Origin of the sequence: Methylocella silvestris BL2 (assembly GCF_000021745.1) — a bacterium.
Classification (GTDB): domain Bacteria; phylum Pseudomonadota; class Alphaproteobacteria; order Rhizobiales; family Beijerinckiaceae; genus Methylocapsa; species Methylocapsa silvestris.
In genome coordinates, this window is sequence record NC_011666.1 from 1,758,559 (window position 1) to 1,778,333 (window position 19,775).

The window sequence follows — 19,775 nt, forward strand, 5'->3', positions numbered from 1 at the left end:
GATCGGCGTGCGGGCCGCCTCGCTGCAATCGATGGCGCATGTCACCTTAACGGCTGGCCCAAAGCTGGCCCTGTTCATCTTGAAGGACTGTTCACGACAGACGCGACGCGCTCCAGCGCTTTCGCCGCGGAATTCGCCGGCGGCGGCAGCCTCTTTGTGCGCGAAACGTCTGTTTGAACGGTCCTCAACGCGGAGACCATGATGGCGAAGAAGGATAACGAAAAGACCGAGGCGGAAGGCGGCGTGGTCGAGACCGCGGACAGCCCCCTGCTCGATCTGTCCGACGCCGCCGTCAAGCGGATGATCAAGGCCGCCAAGAAGCGCGGCTTCGTCACCTATGCCGAATTGAACGCCGTGCTTCCGTCCGAGGAAGTCAATTCGGAACAGATCGAAGACATTCTGGCGATGCTCAATGAAATGGGCATCAATGTCGTCGAGACCGAAGAGCAGGAAGAAGGCGAAGCCGAGGAAGCCGCCGAGGAAGAGGAAGCCGAAGGCGGCGATCTCGTCGAGGCCTCGACCGTGAAAGCCGTCACGGTCCGCTCCTCCGAGCCCGCTGACCGCACCGACGATCCGGTGCGCATGTATCTGCGCGAGATGGGCTCGGTCGAGCTTTTGTCGCGCGAGGGCGAAATCGCGATCGCCAAGCGCATCGAGGCGGGACGCGAGGCGATGATCGCTGGACTTTGCGAAAGCCCGCTGACGTTTCAGGCCATCATCATCTGGCGCGACGAATTGAACGACAGCAAGGTTCTGCTGCGCGACATCATCGATCTCGAGGCGACCTACGCGGGCCCGGACGGACGCAATACGCCGAAAATCGACATGACTGCTCCCGGCGCCGCCGAGGCCCTCGCCGCGCAGCAGGCCGCGCCGGCCACTGCGCCGCTGACGCCGCCCGCGCGTCTTCGCCCCGCCGGCGAAGATGGCGTAGATCCGCCGATCCCCGAGGACGTCTTCGACGAAGAAGACGATATGGAGAATTCCGTCTCCCTCTCGGCGATGGAGGCCGAGCTGAAGCCGAAGGTGCTCGACACCTTTGATCGCGTCGCCGACGCCTATAAGAAGCTGCGCCGGCTGCAGGACCAGAACGTCGAGAACAAGCTGAAGAACGAGTCGCTGTCGCCCTCGCAGGAGCGCAAATATAAAACGCTCAAGAAAGAGGTCGTCACCGACGTCAAATCGCTGTCGCTCAATCCGAACCGGATCGAGGCGCTGGTCGAGCAGCTCTACGACATCAACAAGCGCCTGATCGGACTCGAGACGCGGCTTTTGCGGCTGGCCGAGGGCTCCGGGGTCACGCGCGAAGATTTCTTGCGCAATTACCAGAATTCCGAGCTCGATCCGAAATGGCTGCTGCGCGTCTCGAAGCTTGGCGGGCGCGGTTGGCGTGATTTCGTCGCGACCGCCAAGGATCAGATCAAGGATCTGCTCGCCGAAATCCATGCGCTCGCCACGGAAACCGGACTCGAAATCCAGGAATTCCGCAAGATCGTGCATATGGTGCAAAAGGGCGAGCGCGAAGCCCGGCAGGCGAAAAAGGAAATGGTCGAGGCCAATCTTCGCCTCGTCATCTCGATCGCCAAGAAATACACCAATCGCGGCCTGCAATTCCTCGACCTCATCCAGGAAGGCAATATCGGCCTGATGAAGGCGGTCGATAAATTCGAATATCGCCGCGGCTACAAATTCTCGACTTACGCGACGTGGTGGATCCGGCAGGCGATCACCCGCAGCATTGCGGATCAGGCCAGAACGATCCGCATTCCGGTCCATATGATCGAGACGATCAACAAGATCGTGCGCACCTCGCGACAGATGCTGCATGAGATCGGCCGCGAGCCGACGCCTGAAGAACTCGCCGAAAAGCTCGCCATGCCGCTTGAGAAAGTGCGCAAGGTTTTGAAGATCGCCAAAGAGCCGATCTCCCTCGAAACGCCGATCGGCGATGAGGAAGATTCGCATCTTGGCGATTTCATCGAAGACAAGAACGCGATTTTGCCGATCGACGCCGCGATCCAGTCCAATCTGCGCGAGACGACGACCCGTGTGCTCGCCTCGCTGACGCCGCGCGAGGAGCGCGTCCTGCGCATGCGCTTTGGCATCGGCATGAACACCGATCACACGCTGGAGGAAGTCGGCCAGCAGTTTTCGGTGACGCGTGAGCGCATCCGGCAAATCGAGGCAAAGGCGCTGCGCAAGCTGAAGCATCCGTCGCGATCGCGCAAACTGCGCAGCTTCCTCGACAACTAATCGCGTGCGACGCCGCAATCAGGTCTAAGCTGATAACGGCGCGCAATGCTTTTTAGATTCTACTGAACCTTGAATAATTGTTGATGCAGAGCATCCGGAATGGTGCTTTCCGGCATAGCCACCATCGTATGGCCGTTCATCTTGACGACATAGACGGTCGCCTTCTTGCCGTCAGCAAGCGTTACTTCCTGCTGTTTCACCAGTTCGACTTGCATCATCTTGGCTTCGACCGCACCGGCGGCAAAGAATAGGGCCGCGCCGAAAGCGGCGGCCGGGATCAGGCGTCCGAGCATTATTTTTACTCCTTGGATTATCGTTACCCGTAGTTGGCCGCGTCGCGTCCGTTCTGCGGTTAAAGATTTGGGATTGAAGCGTATCTGCGCGCAGGCAGAGGCCGCCTGCGCTGTTGGATCCGCTCTCACTGATCCGGGAGCGGGGCGGCGTGACGGGTCAGTCGCCGAATATTTCGGAGCCGCGGAGAATTTTGTTACACGGAGCCCCTGCCCGCGCAATAAAATCTCTTACGCAGAGCCAGACCTAGCGGCGATGCAGTTCGGCGCCCGCCGCCTCATGCGCCTGCCAGCCGCGCCGCTCAAGTTCGGGGTCCGGGCATTCCTCTTCCGGGTAGCCGAGGCAGAGATAGGCGATCAGCTTCCAGGGCGCCGGCGCATCGAGCGCGCGCGTTATTTCCAGCGGATCGATGATCGAGACCCAGCCCAATCCCAGACCATGCGCGCGCGCCGTCAGCCACAGCGTATGGATTGCGGCGACCACGGAGTAATCCAGCATTTCCGGCATGGTGGCGCGGCCGAGGCCGTGGCCGGTCGCGGTCGCATGATCGCAGAAAACTGCGAGATGGACAGGCGCGTCGCGAAGGCCGGCGAGCTTCAGCCGCGCATAGAGCGAGGCGCGTTCGCCGTCATAGGTTGCGAGCGCCGCCGCATTGCAGGCAGAGAAATTAGCGATGACCGCCTCGCGGCGGGCGGGAGTCTCGACGCTGACGAAGCGCCAGGGTTGGCTGTTGCCGACGGAGGGAGAGTGCGACGCTGCGCGCAGCAATCGCTCGACCAATCCGTCCGGCACTGCGTCCGAGCGGAAGCTGCGAACGTCGCGCCGCCATTTGAACAAATCCTCAAGCCCGCGCAAGAAACCCGCGTCGAAGACAGGCGGCCGCTCAGCTAGACGCTCGCTCAAAGCGATCGCCCTCGCGCCTTAGTTGGCGAAGCGGAAATGCAGCACGTCGCCATCGCCGACCACATAATCCTTGCCCTCAAGACGGAATTTGCCCGCCTCGCGCGCGCCGGCCTCGCCGTCGTTTGCGACATAGTCAGCATAGGCGATCGTCTCGGAGCGGATAAAGCCTTTTTCGAAATCGGTATGGATGACGCCAGCCGCCTGCGGCGCCCGCGTCCCGGCCTCGATGGTCCAGGCGCGCGCCTCCTTGGGCCCCACCGTGAAATAGGTGATGAGATGCAAAAGGTCATAGCCCGCCCGGATCACCCGGTTGAGGCCGGGCTCGGCAAGGCCGACGGCTTCGAGATAGTCCTTGCGCTCCTCTTCCGGCAGCACGGCGATCTCGGCCTCGATCTTGGCTGAGACGGTCACCGCCGCCGCGCCCTCCTCTGCCGCCCGCGCCTCGACCGCCCTGGAGAAGCTGTTGCCGGAGGCGGCGGAGCTTTCCTCGACATTGCAGACATAGAGCACCGGCTTTGACGACAGCAGCCCGAGCCCCGCGAACAGCTTGCGCTCTTCGGGCTTTGTCTCGACGAGACGCGCCGGTCTGCCTTCGCGCAGCAGGACCAGACAGCGCTGCACCAGGTCCAGCGTTTCCTTGGCCTCCTTATCGGCGCCCTTGGCTTTCTTTTCGAGCGCGATGACCCGTTTTTCGAGGCTGTCGAGATCGGCCAGCATCAATTCGGTCTCGACCGTCTCGATGTCGTTGACCGGCGCGATCTTGCCCTCGACATGGGTGACGTCGTCGTCTTCAAAACAGCGCACGACATGGGCGATGGCGTCGCATTCGCGGATATTGGCCAGAAACTGATTGCCGAGCCCCTCGCCTTTCGAGGCGCCGCGCACAAGGCCGGCGATATCGACGAAAGTCAGCCGCGTCGGGATGATCTCCTTCGATCCGGCGATGCGCGCCAATATCTCGATACGGGGGTCCGGCACCGCGACGTCGCCCACATTGGGCTCGATGGTGCAGAATGGGTAATTGGCCGCCTGCGCCGCCGCGGTCTGCGTCAGCGCATTGAAAAGGGTCGACTTGCCGACATTGGGCAGGCCGACGATGCCGCATTTGAAGCCCATGGTTTTGAAACTCGTCTAATGCGCTTCAGCGCGGTTGGAAAACTCAGCCGTAAAGGGATTGGCGATGCGCATTCCGGCGATTGTCCGGCCGTCCTGCATGTCCTCGGAGATGAAAAGCCGGCAACCCGCCATCAGCGCCGACGCGACCAGCAAGGCGTCCCACCAGCCAAGCCCGGCCTCGTCCTGAACAGCCCAGGCCTTGACGGTCGTCTTGGCGTCGAGCGGCGCGACGCACCAGGGCATGAGCTGGGTCAAATAGGACCGCGCCGCCGCCTCGTCAACAAAGTGGCGGCGCTGCGACAGCACCCTATAGCATTCATTTAGATTTTGCGGGCTGAGAACCAGCGTATGGTCCGCTATCGTCCGCCTCAGCAAATCCGCCGAGATCGCGCGCTTCATCGGCTCCGCCGGATCGAGCGCGTAGATCAGAATGTTGGTGTCGATGAAGAGCCGCGCGGTCATAAAGCTCGTCTCGCTTGGGCAGGTCGGCGGCGAGGCCCGGAAAGCCGGGCCCGCTCAGGAAAAATTCAAGGCCGGCGACCTGCTCCTTGCCGCGGCCCATGCGGGTTTCGAGCAGGCTGCCGACAAAAGCGGACATGCTCATCCCCGCCTTTGCGGCTTCGACCCGCAGCCAATCGGCAATCTCTTCGCGCAGGGTGATGGTGACGTTCTTCATCACACGGATATCGTGCAACACAGATCTTGTGTCAAGATCTATGGAACGTTCTTCCCCAGCGCCGCCTCCATATCCTTGAAAATCTTGGTCTGGAACGCGTCGTCCTCGCCCTTGGCGAGCAGCGGGGCGCTGGCCGCGACGGCTTTGCACAGCGCCTCGACCCAGGCGGCTTCGGATTTGGCGAAATCGCCGAGCACATAATTATGCACCAGCGCGCGGTCGCCGGGGTGGCCGATGCCGAGGCGCACGCGGCGGTATTCATTGCCAATATGGGCGGTGATCGATTTCAAGCCATTATGGCCGGCGTTGCCGCCGCCCGTCTTGACCCGCACTTTTCCCGCCGGCAGATCGAGTTCATCGTGCAGCACGACGATGTCTTTGGGCTCGATTTTGAGATAGCGCGCGGCCTCGCCCACGGAGCGGCCGGAGTCATTCATATAGGTCTGCGGCGCGAGCAGCACGCAACGCTCGCCGGCGAGCGTGATCTCGCTGATTAATCCGTTGAACTTTGACCGGAATGGCGGGGCAGAATAATCGCGCGCGATCTGATCGAGCGCCATAAAGCCGATATTGTGCCGATTGCCGGCATAGGCTTTGCCCGGATTGCCGAGACCGACAAGAAGGATCATGGCCCCATGCCTTAAAAGATCGACGGCTCGCGTCGGCCCGCGTTCGCTCCGTCGGACAAAAAATCGCCGGGGTCAGGATTGACCTGCCCCGGCGCGGAACGCAGCGAAAGTCTCGCGAAAACTACTTCTTTTTCGCGGGAGCGGCCGGAGCCGCGGCTGCGGCGGGAGCGGCCTTCGCCCCGGCCTTGCCCTTCGGCGCGGCGGCGGCCGCGGCGGCGGCGACGGGGGTTTCGGCGACGACCAGCGGCGGCGTGATGGTCACAATGGTGAAATCACGCTCGCGCTGCGTCGGCCTGCAGCCTTGCGGCAGGGCGAGCGCGGTCAGATGCAGCGAATCATTGATTTCAAGCTCGCCGAGATCGGCGGTGATCGCCTCGGGGATATCGTCGGCCGGCACGCGCAGCTCGATCGAATGGCGCACGATATTGACGCTGCCGCCCTTTTTGACGCCCGGGCAGGTTTCCTGATTGAGGAAATGCACCGGCACCTCGACCTTGAGGCTCGCGCCCGGCTTCAGCCGGAGAAAATCGACATGCAGCGGCAGATCCTTGATCGGATCGAGCTGATAGTCGCGCGGAATCACGCGCTGCTTCGTTCCCGCGACGTCGATCTCGAAGAGCGTCGTCAGGAAGTGACCGGCGTAGATGAGCTTGTTCAATTCGCGGTAGTCGAGCGTGATCGGCTCGGCGGGATCGCCGCCGCCATAGATGACGCCGGGTATGCGGCCTTCACGACGAACGCTGCGGGCGGCCCCCTTGCCGGTCCCATGACGCGCCGCGGCCGCGAGAGTTTTGGTCTCGGCCATGTTGCTGTCCTTAAATAAAAAGAATGTGCGCCCACGCCTCCAGGGGTGTCGGAAGGGACGCGAGGCGGCTTATAACGGCGGCGCGGCCGCAGCGCAACCTTGCGCGACGCCGCCCGGAGCCTCGCGCGCTCCGCCATGAACTTTTGAAGGGTTGACCGCCGATGGCCGAGGCCGCGCGCGCCGAAGCAAAGCCCGCCGGTCGTCTCTCCCTCTCGCAGCGGGCGCGCGCCCTGATCCGGCGCAACGAAATCAGCCTGATCGCGCTCGGCCTTGTGGTCGGCGCGACGGCGGGTCTTTTCGCGACCGGCATCTTATGGGCCTCGCTGTTCCTGCATACGCATCTGTTCGGACATGAGCGGATCAGCGCCATCGCCCGGCTGGAGTCGCCCTGGCAGGCGCTCGTGCCGGCCGCCGGCGGCCTGCTTCTCGGCATATCCGGGCTCTTCATCCGGCGCTGGCGCAAGGAGCGGCCGGTCGATCCGATCGAGGCCAATGCGCTGCGCGGCGGCCAGATGTCGCTTGCCGACAGCGCGGTCATCGTCGGCCAGACGGTGATCTCCAACGGCTTTGGCGCCTCGGTCGGCCTCGAGGCGGCCTATACGCAGATGGGATCGGGCTTCGCCTCCTCTGTCGGCTCGCTGCTCGGCCTCAGGCGCGCCGATCTGCGCACGCTGGTCGCCTGCGGCTCGGCCGGCGCCATCGCCGCGGCGTTTGCGGCGCCGCTGACCGGCGCGTTCTACGCCTTCGAATTGATCCTTGGCGCCTATACGCCGTTCGGATTGGCTCCCGTCGGCGCGGCGGCCATCGGCGGCGCCGTGGTCTCGCGCCTGCTCGGCTCGGCCGGCGATTTCGTGAAAATGCCGGACCCCGCCATTGTCCTGCATGAAACCGACATGGCGCTGTTGCTGGCTCTTGGCATTCTTTGCGCGGCGTTCGGCATCGCCATCATGCGCGGCGTCGGTAGCGTCGAGGCGCTGTTTCGCTGGTCGCGCCTGCCGCAATGGCTGCATCCCGTCATCGGCGGCCTCATCGTCGGCGCCCTCGTCTTCGTGTCCCCGCATGTCCTGTCCTCCGGCCATGGCGCGACGATCGAACTTTTCGACGACGCCGCGCCGGCGATCGGCGCCGTCGCGCTGGCGATCGGCGCCAAATCGATCGCCTCGGCTGTCTCGATCGGCTCGGGCTTCCGCGGCGGATTGTTTTTCGCCTCGCTTTATCTCGGCAGCCTGGTCGGCTGGCTTTATGCGCAGATCGCCGCGCTTTACATGCCGCAAGCGCCGCTCGACGGCTTGACGAGCGCCATCATCGGCATGGTCAGTCTCGCCGTCGCCATCGTCGGCGGACCGCTGACCATGAGCTTTTTGGCGCTGGAAACGACGCGCAACTTCTCCTTGAGCGTCTTGATCCTGACAGTCACAACCCTCGTCTCGGTCATCGTGCGCCGCAGTTTCGGCTATTCCTTCGCGACATGGCGCCTGCATCTGCGCGGCGAATCGATCCGCAGCGCGCAGGACGTCGGCTGGATGCGCGACCTCACCGTCGGCCGCCTGATGCGGCCCGACGTGGAGATCGCGCGATCTGACATGAGCATCGACGAATTCATCCGATTGTTTCCGCTGGGATCGGCGCAATGGGTCGTCTGCGTCGATCCGCTCGGGCGCTACAAGGGCATGGTTTTCGTTCCCGACGCCTATGTGCTGAAGGCGCCGGACGCGCTCAAGCACAAGGACCTTGCGGCGTTGTCCCGCCTGCCTGGGCAGTTCCTCGTCGCCGAGACGAACGTCAAGGGAGCCGCGCAGCTGTTCGAGCAGACGGAAGCTGAGGCCCTCGCCGTCGTCGACAACAGCGCGGACCGCCGCGTGATCGGGCTTCTCACCGAAGCGCATCTTTTGCGTCGCTACGCTGAGGAGCTGGACAAGGCGCGGCGCGAACTCTCGGGCGAACCCTTCGCGCCGCCGGGCGGATAGGAGTTCGTCCTTTGCCGCGCTCTTTCGGCCGACAATGCTTGCCGGCCCGCTTGGAAGCGCTGCAATCAAAGGGAAAAATCGCCATCAATACAGACGCTAACTTGTCAGATACGCGGGCGAAAAAATTTGCATAAAAAGACATTGAGCTAAATCAAAATAGGCAAGCTTTAATTTCGAGTATTCGTCGCCTCAAAAGAGACATTGCACGCCTCCGCGACGAAGCAACGCGGACAAAACCTTGCGGCGCAGATTGATTTTCTAACGTGGATTTGATTATGCTTGGTTGTTGGGGCATGGTTTGACGTCGCGCCGCGACTGAAACTGCGGTACTGTCGAGGCGGCCGCCTGTCGGGGAGGGCGCCCTGTCGGGGAAATTGATCGCGGCGCGCTGTTTCCCTCTGCGCTGCGCCCGAGAATCGTTCGCCCAGGAATTTTCGTCCAAGCATCAATTGCCCAAGGATCGTTCGCCCATGTCCGAGGCTTCCACGCTCACCCCGTCAAGCTCCGCAGCAACCGCTCAGCCGAACAGTGACCATGTCGTCATCGATGGCGTCTCGCTTGCGTTCGACGAGATCCTCAATCCGGATTATCTCGCGCCCAAACGGGCGGCCGAACTCCATGACGCTTTCTTCAACGCCAAACCCTTTCCCCACATGGTATTCGAGGGGCTGTTCAACCCGCGCCTGCTTGAGCTTGTGCTGGCTGATTTCGATCGCCTGAACTGGAGCGACTGGCGCCGTTACGACAACGCCAATGAATTGAAGCGCGGCTCCGCGCCGAAAACCCGGCTCGGCAACGCCAGCCAGCTCTATTTCAACACGATCTATTCGGGCGAATTCGTCGAATTTCTGGAAAAAGTGACGGGGATCGAAGGGCTGGTCACCGATCCCGAATTATTTGCCGGCGGCCTGCACGACATTCCGCCCGGCGGCAAATTCGCCATGCATATCGATTTCAATCAGCATTCGGTCACAAAGCTCGACAATCGCCTCGTCTTCATCACCTATCTGAACAAGGACTGGCGGCCCGAATATGGCGGCGGCCTCGAATTGTGGGATGTCGACACGAACGAATGTGTCGCCAATATCGAGCCGGTGTTCGGACGTACGGCCATGTTCTATCAATCGTCGAAAAGCCTGCATGGCCATCCAAAGCCAGTGAACGCCCCGAACGGGCGCCACCGTCGGTCGGCGGCGGCCTATTTCTATTCCAACGGCCGCTCTGACGGCGACGGACCCGAATTCCATACGACCCAGTTTCCGGTCGCGACCGATGCGGTGGAATTTGAGAAGCTCCGGAACACGTTGAAATATTTCGTGCCCCCGGTCCTGTTCGACGCCGCCCGCAAGGTGAAGTCGCTGCTGCGCTAAAGCGTGGGCGCGGGCTTGTCGATCTGTACCTAATCTGGCGCCGTCTGACTGAGGCATCCAAGACCAACAAGCGTGTCGCGCACCGCAATATCGAGCGGCGTCGCCGGCAGATCGGCGCCGAGGAAAGCCTTGAGCTTGCCGCCGTCCAGCGAAATGGATTGGCTCCACAGATAGCGGAGTTCGGCGAGTTCATGGAACAGCCGGACGAAAGGCTGCAGAGCGACGACCAGAGGCCAGGGAAAGGGCCAGACCCGCACATGCGGGTTGCCCGCCGCCTTCGCGATTGCCGCCGCCATTTCGCCGGGCTGAAGCTGATGGCCGGCGAAATGAAACATTTCGAAATCGCTTAAGGCGGTCTCGCGATCCATCAGCCGCGCGATCGTTTCGCCGACATCCGGGAGATAGCCCCAGGCGTGGCTAGCGCAGCGACGCGCGGGATCGACAATCCATTTGACCGGCGCGCCGGGCCGAACCATGACCGCGGTGAAATAGCTGTTTGCGGTCGTCTTCGGGCCGAACCAGTCGCCGCCGCGCACGATCAGCGCCGGGGCGCCCGCGCCGGCCGCCGCTTTCAGCCGCTTCTCCATCTCCACCCTGATCGCGCCTTTGCGGGTCGTCGGATGCTGCGGCGAATCTTCCCGCAGCACGGGAAACGCGTCGGCGCCGAAATTATACACCGTGCCGGGCAAGACGATGCGCGCGCCGACCGCTTTGGCGGCGGCGATCGCATGATCCAGCATCGGTAGCACCAGCGTGTCCCAGTTGCGATATCCTGGTGGGTTGGCGGCGTGAACGATCAGCGAGGCGCCCTGCGCGGCGCGCAGCACATCGGCCGCATTCATCGCATCGCCGGCGATCCATTCGATCGCCGCGTTCGCCGGCTGCGGCCGCCGGGTGAGGCCGCGCACGCGCCAGCCGTGGCGCGCAAGCGCGGCAGATGTTTCTCCTCCGACGCCGCCGGCGGCGCCGATGACGAGAGCGATTCTGGTGTGCGAGCCGGACATGGGCGTCTCCTTGTCGTCGAATGACCTTGGAGCCGACTATCGCCGATCAAGCGCTATTCACGAATTGCCTAATGGCGTATCATAGATATACATATTTGCATGATCGAGCCCGACTGGAGCCATTATCGCGCCTTCGTCGCCGTGCTGCGGGAGGGCAGTCTTTCCGGCGCCGCGCGCGCTTTGGGCCTCGCCCAGCCGACGCTTGGGCGCCAGATCGCCGAGCTGGAGCGCAGCTTGGGCGCAGCCCTGTTCATCCGCTCGCCGCGCGGCCTCGTTCCAACCGACGCGGCGCGTGACATCGCCCCTCACGCCGAAGCGATGGCGGCCGCGGCCGGCGCAATGATGCGGCTCGCCTCCGGCGGGACCGACGGCGCTTCGGGCGTCGTGCGCGTCACGGCGAGCGACATCATCGGGGCGGAAGTCCTGCCCGCGCTGCTTGGCGCGTTTCGCCGCGCCCATCCCGCGGCGACGATCGAACTTGCGCTTTCAAACCGCGTGGAGGATCTGCTGCGCGGCGACGCCGACATCGCCGTGCGCATGGTGCGGCCGAGCCAGCAGGCGCTGGTGACGCGGCATATCGGAGCGGTAAGCCTCGGCCTCTATGCCCATCGGCGCTATCTGGAGGGGGCGCCCCCGCTGCGCTCGCTCGCGACGCTGGCGCGCGATCACGCCTTGATCGGCTTCGACCGGGAGACGCCCTTCTTGCGAGAGATGCTGACCCGCCTGCCCCTGACGCGCGACGATTTCGCCCTGCGCGCCGACAGCGATCTCGCTCAATTGGCCGCGATCCGCGCCGGATTCGGCATCGGCTTCATTCAGCACGGCATTGCGCGCCGGGATCCCGAGCTCATTCCGATCTTCCCCGGCGAGATCGGCTTTACTCTGGAAATGTGGCTTGCGCTGCACGAGGATTTGCGCGCGAGCCGGCGGTTGCGGCTGATGATGGATCATCTGGCCGCGGGTCTTGCGGCCTATGTCGCGCAATCTCAGCCCTGAGCTTCGTTATCCGCGTTGTTGTCGGCAAGATTCGGCGTTCGTGCTAGGCTTGCGACTCCCATCTTGAGGATCGCTGTCTCTTGGCGCCACAACCACGCCGTCTTATCGCCCCGGACGCTCGCGAAGACGACGCGGAGCTGTCGCTGCGCCCCTTGGCGCTCGCCGATTTCACCGGCCAGGCCTCGGCCCGCGCCAATCTCAAAGTGTTCATCGAGGCCGCCAAGGCGCGGCGCGAGGCGCTCGACCATGTCCTCTTTTGGGGACCGCCGGGCCTCGGCAAGACCACCCTCGCCCAGATCGTCGCGCGCGAGCTTGGCGTCAATTTCCGCTCGACCTCCGGGCCCGTGATCGCCAAAGCCGGCGATCTTGCGGCGCAGCTGACGGGCCTCGAGGACCGCGACGTCCTGTTCATCGACGAAATCCACCGCCTCAATCCGGCGGTCGAGGAAATCCTTTATCCGGCGATGGAGGATTTCCAGCTCGACCTCATCATCGGCGAGGGTCCGGGCGCGCGTTCGGTCAAGATCGATCTCGCCAAATTCACGCTAATTGGGGCGACGACGCGAGCCGGGCTGCTGACGACCCCGCTGCGCGATCGCTTCGGCATTCCGATCCGCCTCGAATATTACACAGTGGAGGAGCTCGAATGCATCGTCCGGCGCGGCGCCCGGGTGCTTTCGATCCCGATCGCCGACGAGGGCGCCAATGAGATCGCCCGCCGCGCGCGCGGAACGCCGCGAATCGCCGGCCGGCTGCTGCGGCGCGTGCGCGACTTCGCCGCTGTCGACGGCGACCCCGAGATCACGCGCGCGGTCGCCGACAGGGCGCTGCGCCTGCTCGACGTCGACCATATCGGTCTCGACCAGATGGACCGGCGCTTCCTGCAGACGATCGCGCTGTCCTTCGGCGGCGGCCCCGTCGGCGTCGAGACCATCGCCGCGGCTCTGTCCGAGCCGCGCGACGCGATCGAAGACATTATAGAGCCCTATCTGATCCAGCAGGGGTTCTTGCAGCGCACGCCGCGCGGCCGCATGCTGACGAGCCACGCCTTCCGCCACCTCGGCCTTGCCGAACCGCCGCGCGAAAAGACCCAGTTCCAACTCTTTTCGGAGGGCGGCGAGGAGTAGCGATCACGGCGCCATCCGCAGGTGCCGGATCGGACGCCCGGGCGCGATCGTCTGCGCCGCCGCGACGATGGCGCGCGCGTCGACGCCATGATGCCGGTAAAGATCCTCAATCGTCCCCGTCTGGCCGAAATGCTCGACGCCGAGCGCGCGCGTGCGATGCCCCTGAACGGAGCCGAGCCAGCCGAGCGTCGCCGGATGCCCGTCCAGCACGGTCACGAGGCGGCATTGCGCGGGAGCCTCCCCGAGAAGCCGCTCGACATGGCTTGTCGCCGCCATCCCCTGCTCGCGTGCACCGCTCGCTGCGGTCCAGCCGGCATTGAGGCGATCGGCCGAAGTCACGGCGAGCAGTCCGGCGTCGCGCCGATCCTCGGCCATCAGCCCCACTGCGGCGATCGCCTCGGCGGCGACCGCGCCCGTATAGGCCACGACGATCTCGGCGTTGGGACCCGGCTTCCTGACCCAATAGGCGCCGTCGATGATATCGGCGGCGAGCGCCGCGGTCATCTCCCGTTGCGGCTGTTCCAGCGCGCGCGTCGACAGCCGCAGATAGACCGAGCCGCCGGTTTCGTCGCGCAGCCAGCTTCCAGCGTGGAACTCGGGCTCGCCCGAACGCTGAATATAGTCGAACGCCCAGCGCAGAATGACGGCGAGTTCGTCGACGAAGGCCGGCTCGAAACTCGCCAGCCCGTCCTGCGCCACGCCAATCAGCGGCGTTGCGATCGATTGATGCGCGCCGCCCTCCGGGGCCAGCGTCACGCCCGAAGGCGTCGCCACGAGAATAAAGCGCGCATCCTGATAGCAGGCGTAGTTCAGCGCATCGAGGCCGCGCTCAATGAAGGGATCATAGAGCGTCCCGACGGGCAGCAGACGCTCGCCGAAAGTCGCATGCGAAAGCCCGAGCGCCGATAGCATGGTGAACAGATTCATCTCGGCAATGCCGAGTTCGATATGTTGCCCTGCGCTGGAAAAGCTCCAGTTGAAAGTCGAGGGAATCCGCTCCGTGCGAAAGAGATCGGCCTGATCCTCTCGCGCGAACAGTCCGCGGCGATTGACCCAGGCGCCAAGATTGGTCGAAACGGTCACGTCCGGCGATGTGGTGACGACGCGATTTGCGAAGTCCGATTTGGCTTTGGCGATGTCATGCATCAACAGGCCGAACCCCTGTTGCGTCGACATTTCCGGTTGCGGCGTATACTCAAGCTGGTTCGGCGTTTCAACTCGTGCGGCCGTAAACCGCCGCCGGCCCGCCTGAATGAAGGGCGCGCGCGCGACGAAAGCGGCAAGCTCGGCCTCGGCAGGCTCTAAGCCCTCGAACCGATCCCATTCATGGCCTTCGCGCACACTCATCGCCGTGCGCAGCGCCGCGACTTGCGCCGGCGTCATCAGCCCCGCGTGATTGTCCTTGTGACCGGCGAGAGGAAGCCCGAACCCCTTGATCGTATAGGCGATGAAACAGACCGGCCGATCATGTGTCCGCGCCGCCTCGAACGCTTCGAGCAGCGAGGGCAGATCATGGCCGCCGAGATTGTTCATGAGTCGCGCGAGGTCTTCGTCCGTGCGCTGCTCGATCAGGTGGGATATCGGCCCCCGGTCGCCAAGATCGTCAAGCAGGCGCTTGCGCCACGCCGCCCCGCCCTGAAAGGCGAGCGCTGAGTAGAGCAGGTTCGGACAGGCGTCGATCCAGTCGCGCAGCGCGTCGCCGCCCGGCTCTGCGAAAGCCGCGCGCTGGAGCGACCCATGTTTGAGGATGACCACATCCCAACCGAAATTCTGAAACAGCTTTTCAAAGCGCGCCCACAGCCCTTCGCGCACCACGGCGTCGAGACTTTGGCGGTTGTAGTCAACGATCCACCATGTGTTCTTCAGGCCCTGCTTCCAGCCTTCGAGCAGCGCCTCGAAAATATTCCCCTCATCCATTTCGGCGTCGCCGATCAGCGCGACCATGCGCCCTTCCGGTCGTCCGCTCGCCCACCCTTTCGCCCGCAGATAATCCTGAGTCAGCGAGGCAAATAGCGTCTGCGCGACGCCAAGGCCAACCGATCCCGTCGAGAAGTCCACATCGTCAACATCCTTGGTGCGCGAGGGGTAGGATTGCGCGCCTCCGAAACCGCGAAAATTCTGCAGCTTTTCGACGCTCTGCAGGCCAAACAAATATTGGATCGCATGAAAGATGGGGCTCGCATGCGGCTTGACGGCGACGCGGTCTTCCGGGCGAAGCGCTGCAAAATAGAGCGCGGTCATGATCGTCGCCGCCGAAGCCGAGGAGGCTTGATGGCCGCCAACCTTCAGCCCGTCCGCGTGGGAGCGGAGATGGTTGGCGTTGTGGATCATCCATGTCGCGAGCCACAGCGCCTTGCGTTCGAGCGCGGCAAGCATAGGAAGGCGTGGATCATTCATCGAAGGGCTCCTGTCACGGCCACAAGAATAGCTGGGCCGGCGAGCCGATTGGAGCTAAACTTCGCTTATCAGCCGGCGTTTTTTAGTGGTATTCACCAATCTAGCCCACGAATCTGGGGAAACCGCCAATGCATCTCATCGATGAGATAGACCGCAAGATCATCGGCGCCGTGCAGGATGACGGCCGGATCACGACGCAGGAGCTTGCGGAGCGGGTGGGGCTTTCGCCCTCGCCCTGCGCCCGGCGCGTGCGGCTTCTGGAGCAATCCGGCGTCATCAAAAAATATGCCGCCATCATCGATCAAACCAAAGTCGGCCTGCCGATCAGCGCCTTCGCCTCGGTCAAACTCGAGCGCCAAAGGGAGGGCGATCTTGACCGTTTTGCAAAAGCGGTGGAGCGCTGGCCGGAAGTCGTCGATTGCTATCTGATGACGGGGCAACGCGACTATCTGTTGCGCATCGTCGCGCGCGATCTTGAATCCTACGAGCGCTTCCTGAAAGACAAGCTGACGCGGCTCGACGGCGTCGCCTCCATCGAGACGAGCTTTGCGCTCGGCCAGGTCAAGCGTTCGGAGGCGTTGCCGCTGCTTTAGATCCCGGCGCGCGCATAGAAAACGCGCCGGACGCCGGATCGGCCGCGGCGCGCCTTATCGTTGCCCAATGACGTCGCGTCAGATCGTATTGTCGCTCAGCCGCGTCGCGATATGATCCGCCTGGCGGATCGCCAGGGCGACGATTGTCAACGTCGGATTCTCGCAGGCGCCTGTGGTGAATTGCGACCCGTCCGAGATGAACAGATTCTTTATGTCGTGCGTTTGGCCATGCGTGTTGACGACGCCGTCGCGCGGGTTAGCCGACATCCTGTTGGTGCCAAGATTATGCGTCGACGGATAGGGCGTCTGCGGAAAGACGCGCGTCGCTCCGACCGCCTCATACAGCGCCATTCCTCTTTGATAGGCGTGATTCCGGAGAGCGACGTCATTTGCGTGATCATCATAATGGACGCTCGCGACCGGCAGTCCGAACTTGTCCTTGACGGTTGGATCAAGCGTGACTCTATTGGTCTCCTGCGGCATATCTTCTCCGACAATCCACAGCCCCGCCATATTCTGATAGGAATCGAGCGCCGAGGCGAACTCCCGGCCCCACGCCCCGGGATCGAGGAAAGCGGCCATGAAGGGCAGTCCGACGGAAATGGTCTCGAATTCATATCCGCCTGAAAAGCCGCGCGCAGGATTGTGCGGGGCTTCGTCGCGAACGATCCCCGCCATGGTGGTTCCGCGATACATATGCACCGGTTCGTCGAAAATGGCGAAGACGGCGCCGGTCGTGTGACGCATATAATTGCGTCCGACCTGACCCGAGGAATTGGCGAGCCCGTCGCGGAACGTCGATGAAGCCGAATTTAACAGAAGCCTTGGACTCTCGATCGAATTGCCGGCGACGCAGACAACGCGCGCCTTCTGCCGCTGCAGCACGCCAGCGCTGTTTGCATAAACGACGCCGGTCGCCTTGCCGGAGGCGTCGTGCTCGATCCGCACCGCTTGCGCGTCGGGGCGCACTTCGAGATTGCCGGTCTCCTCGCCTTTGGGAATCTCCGTATAGAGCGTCGACCATTTCGCGCCGGATTTACAACCCTGGAAGCAAAATCCGATCTGCTGGCAGCCGCCGCGCCCGTCTCGCGGCTGCGAATTGATCGCCATGCGGCCGGTGTGCACCTCCTTGTAGCCCAGCTTCCTGGCGCCGGCCTCGAACACCTTGTAATTGTTGTTGCCCGGAAGGCCCGGTATGCCGTTGGTGCGCGTCACGCCCATCTTGTCTTCGGCCTTGGCGTAATAAGGCTCAAGCTCTTCGAGCGAAAGCGGCCAATCAAGCAAATTTGCGCCCGCAATGTCTCCATAATGGCTTTGCGCGCGAAACTCATAGTCCTGGAATCGCAGCGAGGCGCCGGCCCAATGGATTGTCGTGCCGCCAACCGCCTTCACGATCCAGGCGGGGAGATTGGGAAAGTCGCGGTGAACGCGCCATGAGCCTGATGTCGTGCGCGCGTCGCTCCACGAGAGCTGCGAGAAAGAGGCCCATTCATCATTGATGAAGTCCTCGATCTCGAAGCGCTGTCCCGCCTCCAGGATCACCGTCTTGACGCCCTTCAGAGCAAGCTCGGCGCCGAGAGTCCCGCCACCGGCGCCCGAGCCGACGATCACGACTACAGACTCGTCGTTGAGATCGAATTTAGCCATCGTCAATCCTCGTCGCAATCGGCCTCAGAGCCAGTTCAGATCATTGAAGCCACGGTTGATGTAGCCGCCTTCGGACGCGCTTTCGCCCTGATAACCAAACAGCGGCCAAATCTCCTTTTGATTGTAGAGACTGACGACAAGACCGGAGCGGATCATGATGAAGAAGGGGCCGCCCTCGATCTCCCTGAGGATTTCGACGCGGGGCGCCTCCCAGCCAATATCGACATAGCGGACGCCATGAAGCGTCATGGCCCGCTTGTCGAGATCTGCGACGCCGCCTTCGATCAAAGCTTTGAGTTCGGGCTTTTCGGCCGCCTTGGCGTCATATCCCTTGACCGCGAGGGCGTAATATTTGTCGATCAGGCGATCGTGCGGATAAATGTCTCGAGCCGCTTTAACCAGCGTGTGCATGGTCGCCGGCGCGAGCGTCTTGACCTCGAGGCCCCAGGCCTCGCCGGGATGGATGATGGCGGCGCCGGACACGAATATCGCCGCGGAGACGCTCGCGGACCCCGCAATGAAACGGCGCCGATCGATCGCCGCGGCCGACGTCTTGCTTTCGCGCGTCTTCATAGTTTTCTCCCTCATGCCATCATGCCGATTCTTTTTTGGTCATTGGGCGACCTCGCCGCCGCAGCCGGTCGCCTAGCGATAGCGGCCGTGCTTTTGCAAGACTTCAAGCTTGTATCCGTCGGGGTCCTGAACGAAGAAGAATCTCGCCATCAAACGACCTCCACGAAAGAACTCCTTGACTGGATGAGGCCTTAATCCCTCTGCCTCGAACCGCTTATGCTCCTTGTCGAGATCGTCGACAACGAACGCCAGATGGCCATATCCCTCGCCATGCGTATAGGGCTCGATCCGCCCAAGGTTAACCGTAAGTTCGACCTCGAAATCAGCGTCCTGACTGCGCAGATAGACGAGCGTGAAATCGTCGAAGGGAAAGCGGTCGGCGACTTCGAGGCCGAAGGCCGCACCATAGAAGGCGACGGATCGGCTTTCGTCCATGACGCGTATCATCATATGAATCGCTTTAGTCATCTGGCCGCCCTCATTTCGACGTCGACAGCGATTTTAGATAGTTGATCACGAGCCTTCGCTTCTGTGGATCCGCCTGGCGATAGGCCATGAAGGCCCCGGGATGGGCCTCCTGCGCATTGGCGATCCATGGATCGAGCGTGGATTCGTCCCAGATCCAGTCGCCCGATTTCAATACATTGGAGTAGGAAAAGCCCGGAACGCTCGCGACCTTTCGTCCATATACTGAAAAGAGATTTGGACCCTGCCGCACGGCGGCGTTTGGATCAACCGAATGGCATACGCCGCAGCTCGTATTGAACTGCTGCTTGCCCGGGTCGGCGTCCTCGGCGCGCACGCTCGCGACGCCATAGAGCAAACCGAACGCCGCCAACACAAGCGGCGCGCCGCAGACGGCGATGCGCCGCCTCTTCACAACGACTCCAATCGAAAGTCCTTTTAGCGCCATGGGCGGCGAAACGGCCACGCTCAAAATCCGACACATTGTCGGGGAGCCCGACGATGTATGGGACGCTACAGAAACGCTCGGTGAGCGGGTAGTAAGTGACTACTACCTCGCAAAATTTTGTCGCCTCGCGAGGACCAGCGGCAGCCGGGAGCTAATCGAGAAACGCAGACTTTCCAAGGTCGCCGCGCAAATCCGCATAGTTGTGCGAACTGACTTCCAACAAAGACGGAAATCCCGCGCGCGTCCCGACCTCTGCGGCATAGCCGATACAGGCGCAGCGCAGGAGAGCCGTGAAATTTCCGATTCCGCCCTGGAACTCGAGGCTTTCGTCATGGAGTTTCGTCAGCAAGCGCCCAAGCGTCGATCCTTCGGAAGCAGCCAGTTTTTCAAGGACTTGCCAAAACAGCGCCTCAAGGCGGATCGACGTCACATGGCCGCCCAGCCGCACGGAGCGGGTTTGGCATTGATAGGATGACGGATCGAGTTCATGGAATATCTTGCACATGGAATACCTC

19 protein-coding genes are annotated in these 19,775 nt (G+C 62.8%); 6 read left to right on the forward strand and 13 right to left on the reverse strand.

The features are described 5' to 3' along the window. Positions 1–201 precede the first annotated feature (201 nt). Positions 202–2,253, forward strand: a complete 2,052-nt coding sequence (rpoD, locus tag MSIL_RS08295) for an RNA polymerase sigma factor RpoD (RefSeq protein WP_012590645.1) — start codon at positions 202–204, stop codon at positions 2,251–2,253. Positions 2,254–2,312: 59 nt separating this feature from the next. On the opposite strand, the gene MSIL_RS08300 is transcribed toward rpoD, so the two are convergent. The 6 genes from MSIL_RS08300 to MSIL_RS08325 all read right to left on the reverse strand — a co-directional run bounded on the left by MSIL_RS08300 (position 2,313) and on the right by MSIL_RS08325 (position 6,673). Next, entirely contained in the window at positions 2,313–2,546 is a 234-nt protein-coding gene (locus MSIL_RS08300; protein ID WP_012590646.1) for a hypothetical protein, read from the reverse strand. A 244-nt stretch (positions 2,547–2,790) separates the two neighbouring features. Beyond that, the gene (gene bluB, locus MSIL_RS08305) at positions 2,791–3,447 is read right to left on the reverse strand and encodes a 5,6-dimethylbenzimidazole synthase (RefSeq protein ID WP_012590647.1); all 657 of its coding nucleotides are present in this window, start codon (positions 3,445–3,447) and stop codon (positions 2,791–2,793) included. Between the two features lie 18 nt (positions 3,448–3,465). Further along, entirely contained in the window at positions 3,466–4,563 is a 1,098-nt protein-coding gene (gene ychF / locus MSIL_RS08310) for a redox-regulated ATPase YchF (RefSeq protein WP_012590648.1), read from the reverse strand. Between the two features lie 15 nt (positions 4,564–4,578). Next, positions 4,579–5,025: a PIN domain-containing protein gene (locus tag MSIL_RS08315; RefSeq protein WP_012590649.1), complete on the reverse strand. Its 447-nt coding sequence runs from the start codon at positions 5,023–5,025 to the stop codon at positions 4,579–4,581. 252 nt (positions 5,026–5,277) lie between these two features. After that, on the reverse strand, positions 5,278–5,868 hold the full coding sequence (pth, locus tag MSIL_RS08320) for an aminoacyl-tRNA hydrolase (RefSeq protein WP_012590650.1): 591 nt from the start codon (positions 5,866–5,868) through the stop codon (positions 5,278–5,280). Positions 5,869–5,989: 121 nt separating this feature from the next. Further along, complete coding sequence (locus tag MSIL_RS08325; RefSeq protein ID WP_012590651.1) at positions 5,990–6,673, reverse strand: 50S ribosomal protein L25/general stress protein Ctc; 684 nt, start codon at positions 6,671–6,673, stop codon at positions 5,990–5,992. Between the two features lie 161 nt (positions 6,674–6,834). On the opposite strand from MSIL_RS08325, the gene MSIL_RS08330 reads away from it, so the two are divergent. Both MSIL_RS08330 and MSIL_RS08335 read left to right on the forward strand, forming a co-directional pair. After that, complete coding sequence (locus MSIL_RS08330; RefSeq protein ID WP_012590652.1) at positions 6,835–8,640, forward strand: chloride channel protein; 1,806 nt, start codon at positions 6,835–6,837, stop codon at positions 8,638–8,640. 470 nt (positions 8,641–9,110) lie between these two features. Further along, on the forward strand, positions 9,111–10,010 hold the full coding sequence (locus MSIL_RS08335) for a 2OG-Fe(II) oxygenase (RefSeq protein WP_012590653.1): 900 nt from the start codon (positions 9,111–9,113) through the stop codon (positions 10,008–10,010). Between the two features lie 29 nt (positions 10,011–10,039). On the opposite strand, the gene MSIL_RS08340 is transcribed toward MSIL_RS08335, so the two are convergent. Beyond that, positions 10,040–11,014 carry an NAD-dependent epimerase/dehydratase family protein gene (locus MSIL_RS08340; protein ID WP_012590654.1) on the reverse strand — a complete coding sequence of 325 codons (975 nt, stop codon included), beginning with the start codon at positions 11,012–11,014 and terminating at the stop codon, positions 10,040–10,042. 99 nt (positions 11,015–11,113) lie between these two features. Here MSIL_RS08340 and MSIL_RS08345 point away from each other — a divergent pair, with 99 nt between their 5' ends. Next, entirely contained in the window at positions 11,114–12,010 is an 897-nt protein-coding gene (locus tag MSIL_RS08345; RefSeq protein ID WP_012590655.1) for a LysR family transcriptional regulator, read from the forward strand. A gap of 80 nt (positions 12,011–12,090) precedes the next feature. Next, positions 12,091–13,137, forward strand: coding sequence for a Holliday junction branch migration DNA helicase RuvB (ruvB, locus tag MSIL_RS08350; protein WP_012590656.1), 1,047 nt, complete (start codon positions 12,091–12,093; stop codon positions 13,135–13,137). Positions 13,138–13,140: 3 nt separating this feature from the next. Here the strand turns inward: ruvB and MSIL_RS08355 are convergent, their stop codons facing one another. After that, entirely contained in the window at positions 13,141–15,534 is a 2,394-nt protein-coding gene (locus MSIL_RS08355) for a transketolase (RefSeq protein ID WP_012590657.1), read from the reverse strand. A 128-nt stretch (positions 15,535–15,662) separates the two neighbouring features. On the opposite strand from MSIL_RS08355, the gene MSIL_RS08360 reads away from it, so the two are divergent. Continuing rightward, entirely contained in the window at positions 15,663–16,127 is a 465-nt protein-coding gene (locus MSIL_RS08360) for an Lrp/AsnC family transcriptional regulator (RefSeq protein ID WP_012590658.1), read from the forward strand. Positions 16,128–16,205: 78 nt separating this feature from the next. Here the strand turns inward: MSIL_RS08360 and MSIL_RS08365 are convergent, their stop codons facing one another. From MSIL_RS08365 to MSIL_RS08385, 5 genes are all read right to left on the reverse strand, one after another. Further along, positions 16,206–17,774, reverse strand: a complete 1,569-nt coding sequence (locus MSIL_RS08365) for a GMC family oxidoreductase (RefSeq protein ID WP_012590659.1) — start codon at positions 17,772–17,774, stop codon at positions 16,206–16,208. Positions 17,775–17,798: 24 nt separating this feature from the next. Beyond that, on the reverse strand, positions 17,799–18,347 hold the full coding sequence (locus MSIL_RS08370; protein WP_012590660.1) for a hypothetical protein: 549 nt from the start codon (positions 18,345–18,347) through the stop codon (positions 17,799–17,801). A gap of 72 nt (positions 18,348–18,419) precedes the next feature. Then, on the reverse strand, positions 18,420–18,815 hold the full coding sequence (locus MSIL_RS08375; protein WP_012590661.1) for a VOC family protein: 396 nt from the start codon (positions 18,813–18,815) through the stop codon (positions 18,420–18,422). 10 nt (positions 18,816–18,825) lie between these two features. Then, positions 18,826–19,278, reverse strand: a complete 453-nt coding sequence (locus MSIL_RS08380; RefSeq protein ID WP_244406239.1) for a c-type cytochrome — start codon at positions 19,276–19,278, stop codon at positions 18,826–18,828. A 133-nt stretch (positions 19,279–19,411) separates the two neighbouring features. After that, positions 19,412–19,765 carry a ribbon-helix-helix domain-containing protein gene (locus MSIL_RS08385; protein ID WP_012590663.1) on the reverse strand — a complete coding sequence of 118 codons (354 nt, stop codon included), beginning with the start codon at positions 19,763–19,765 and terminating at the stop codon, positions 19,412–19,414. Positions 19,766–19,775 lie beyond the last annotated feature (10 nt).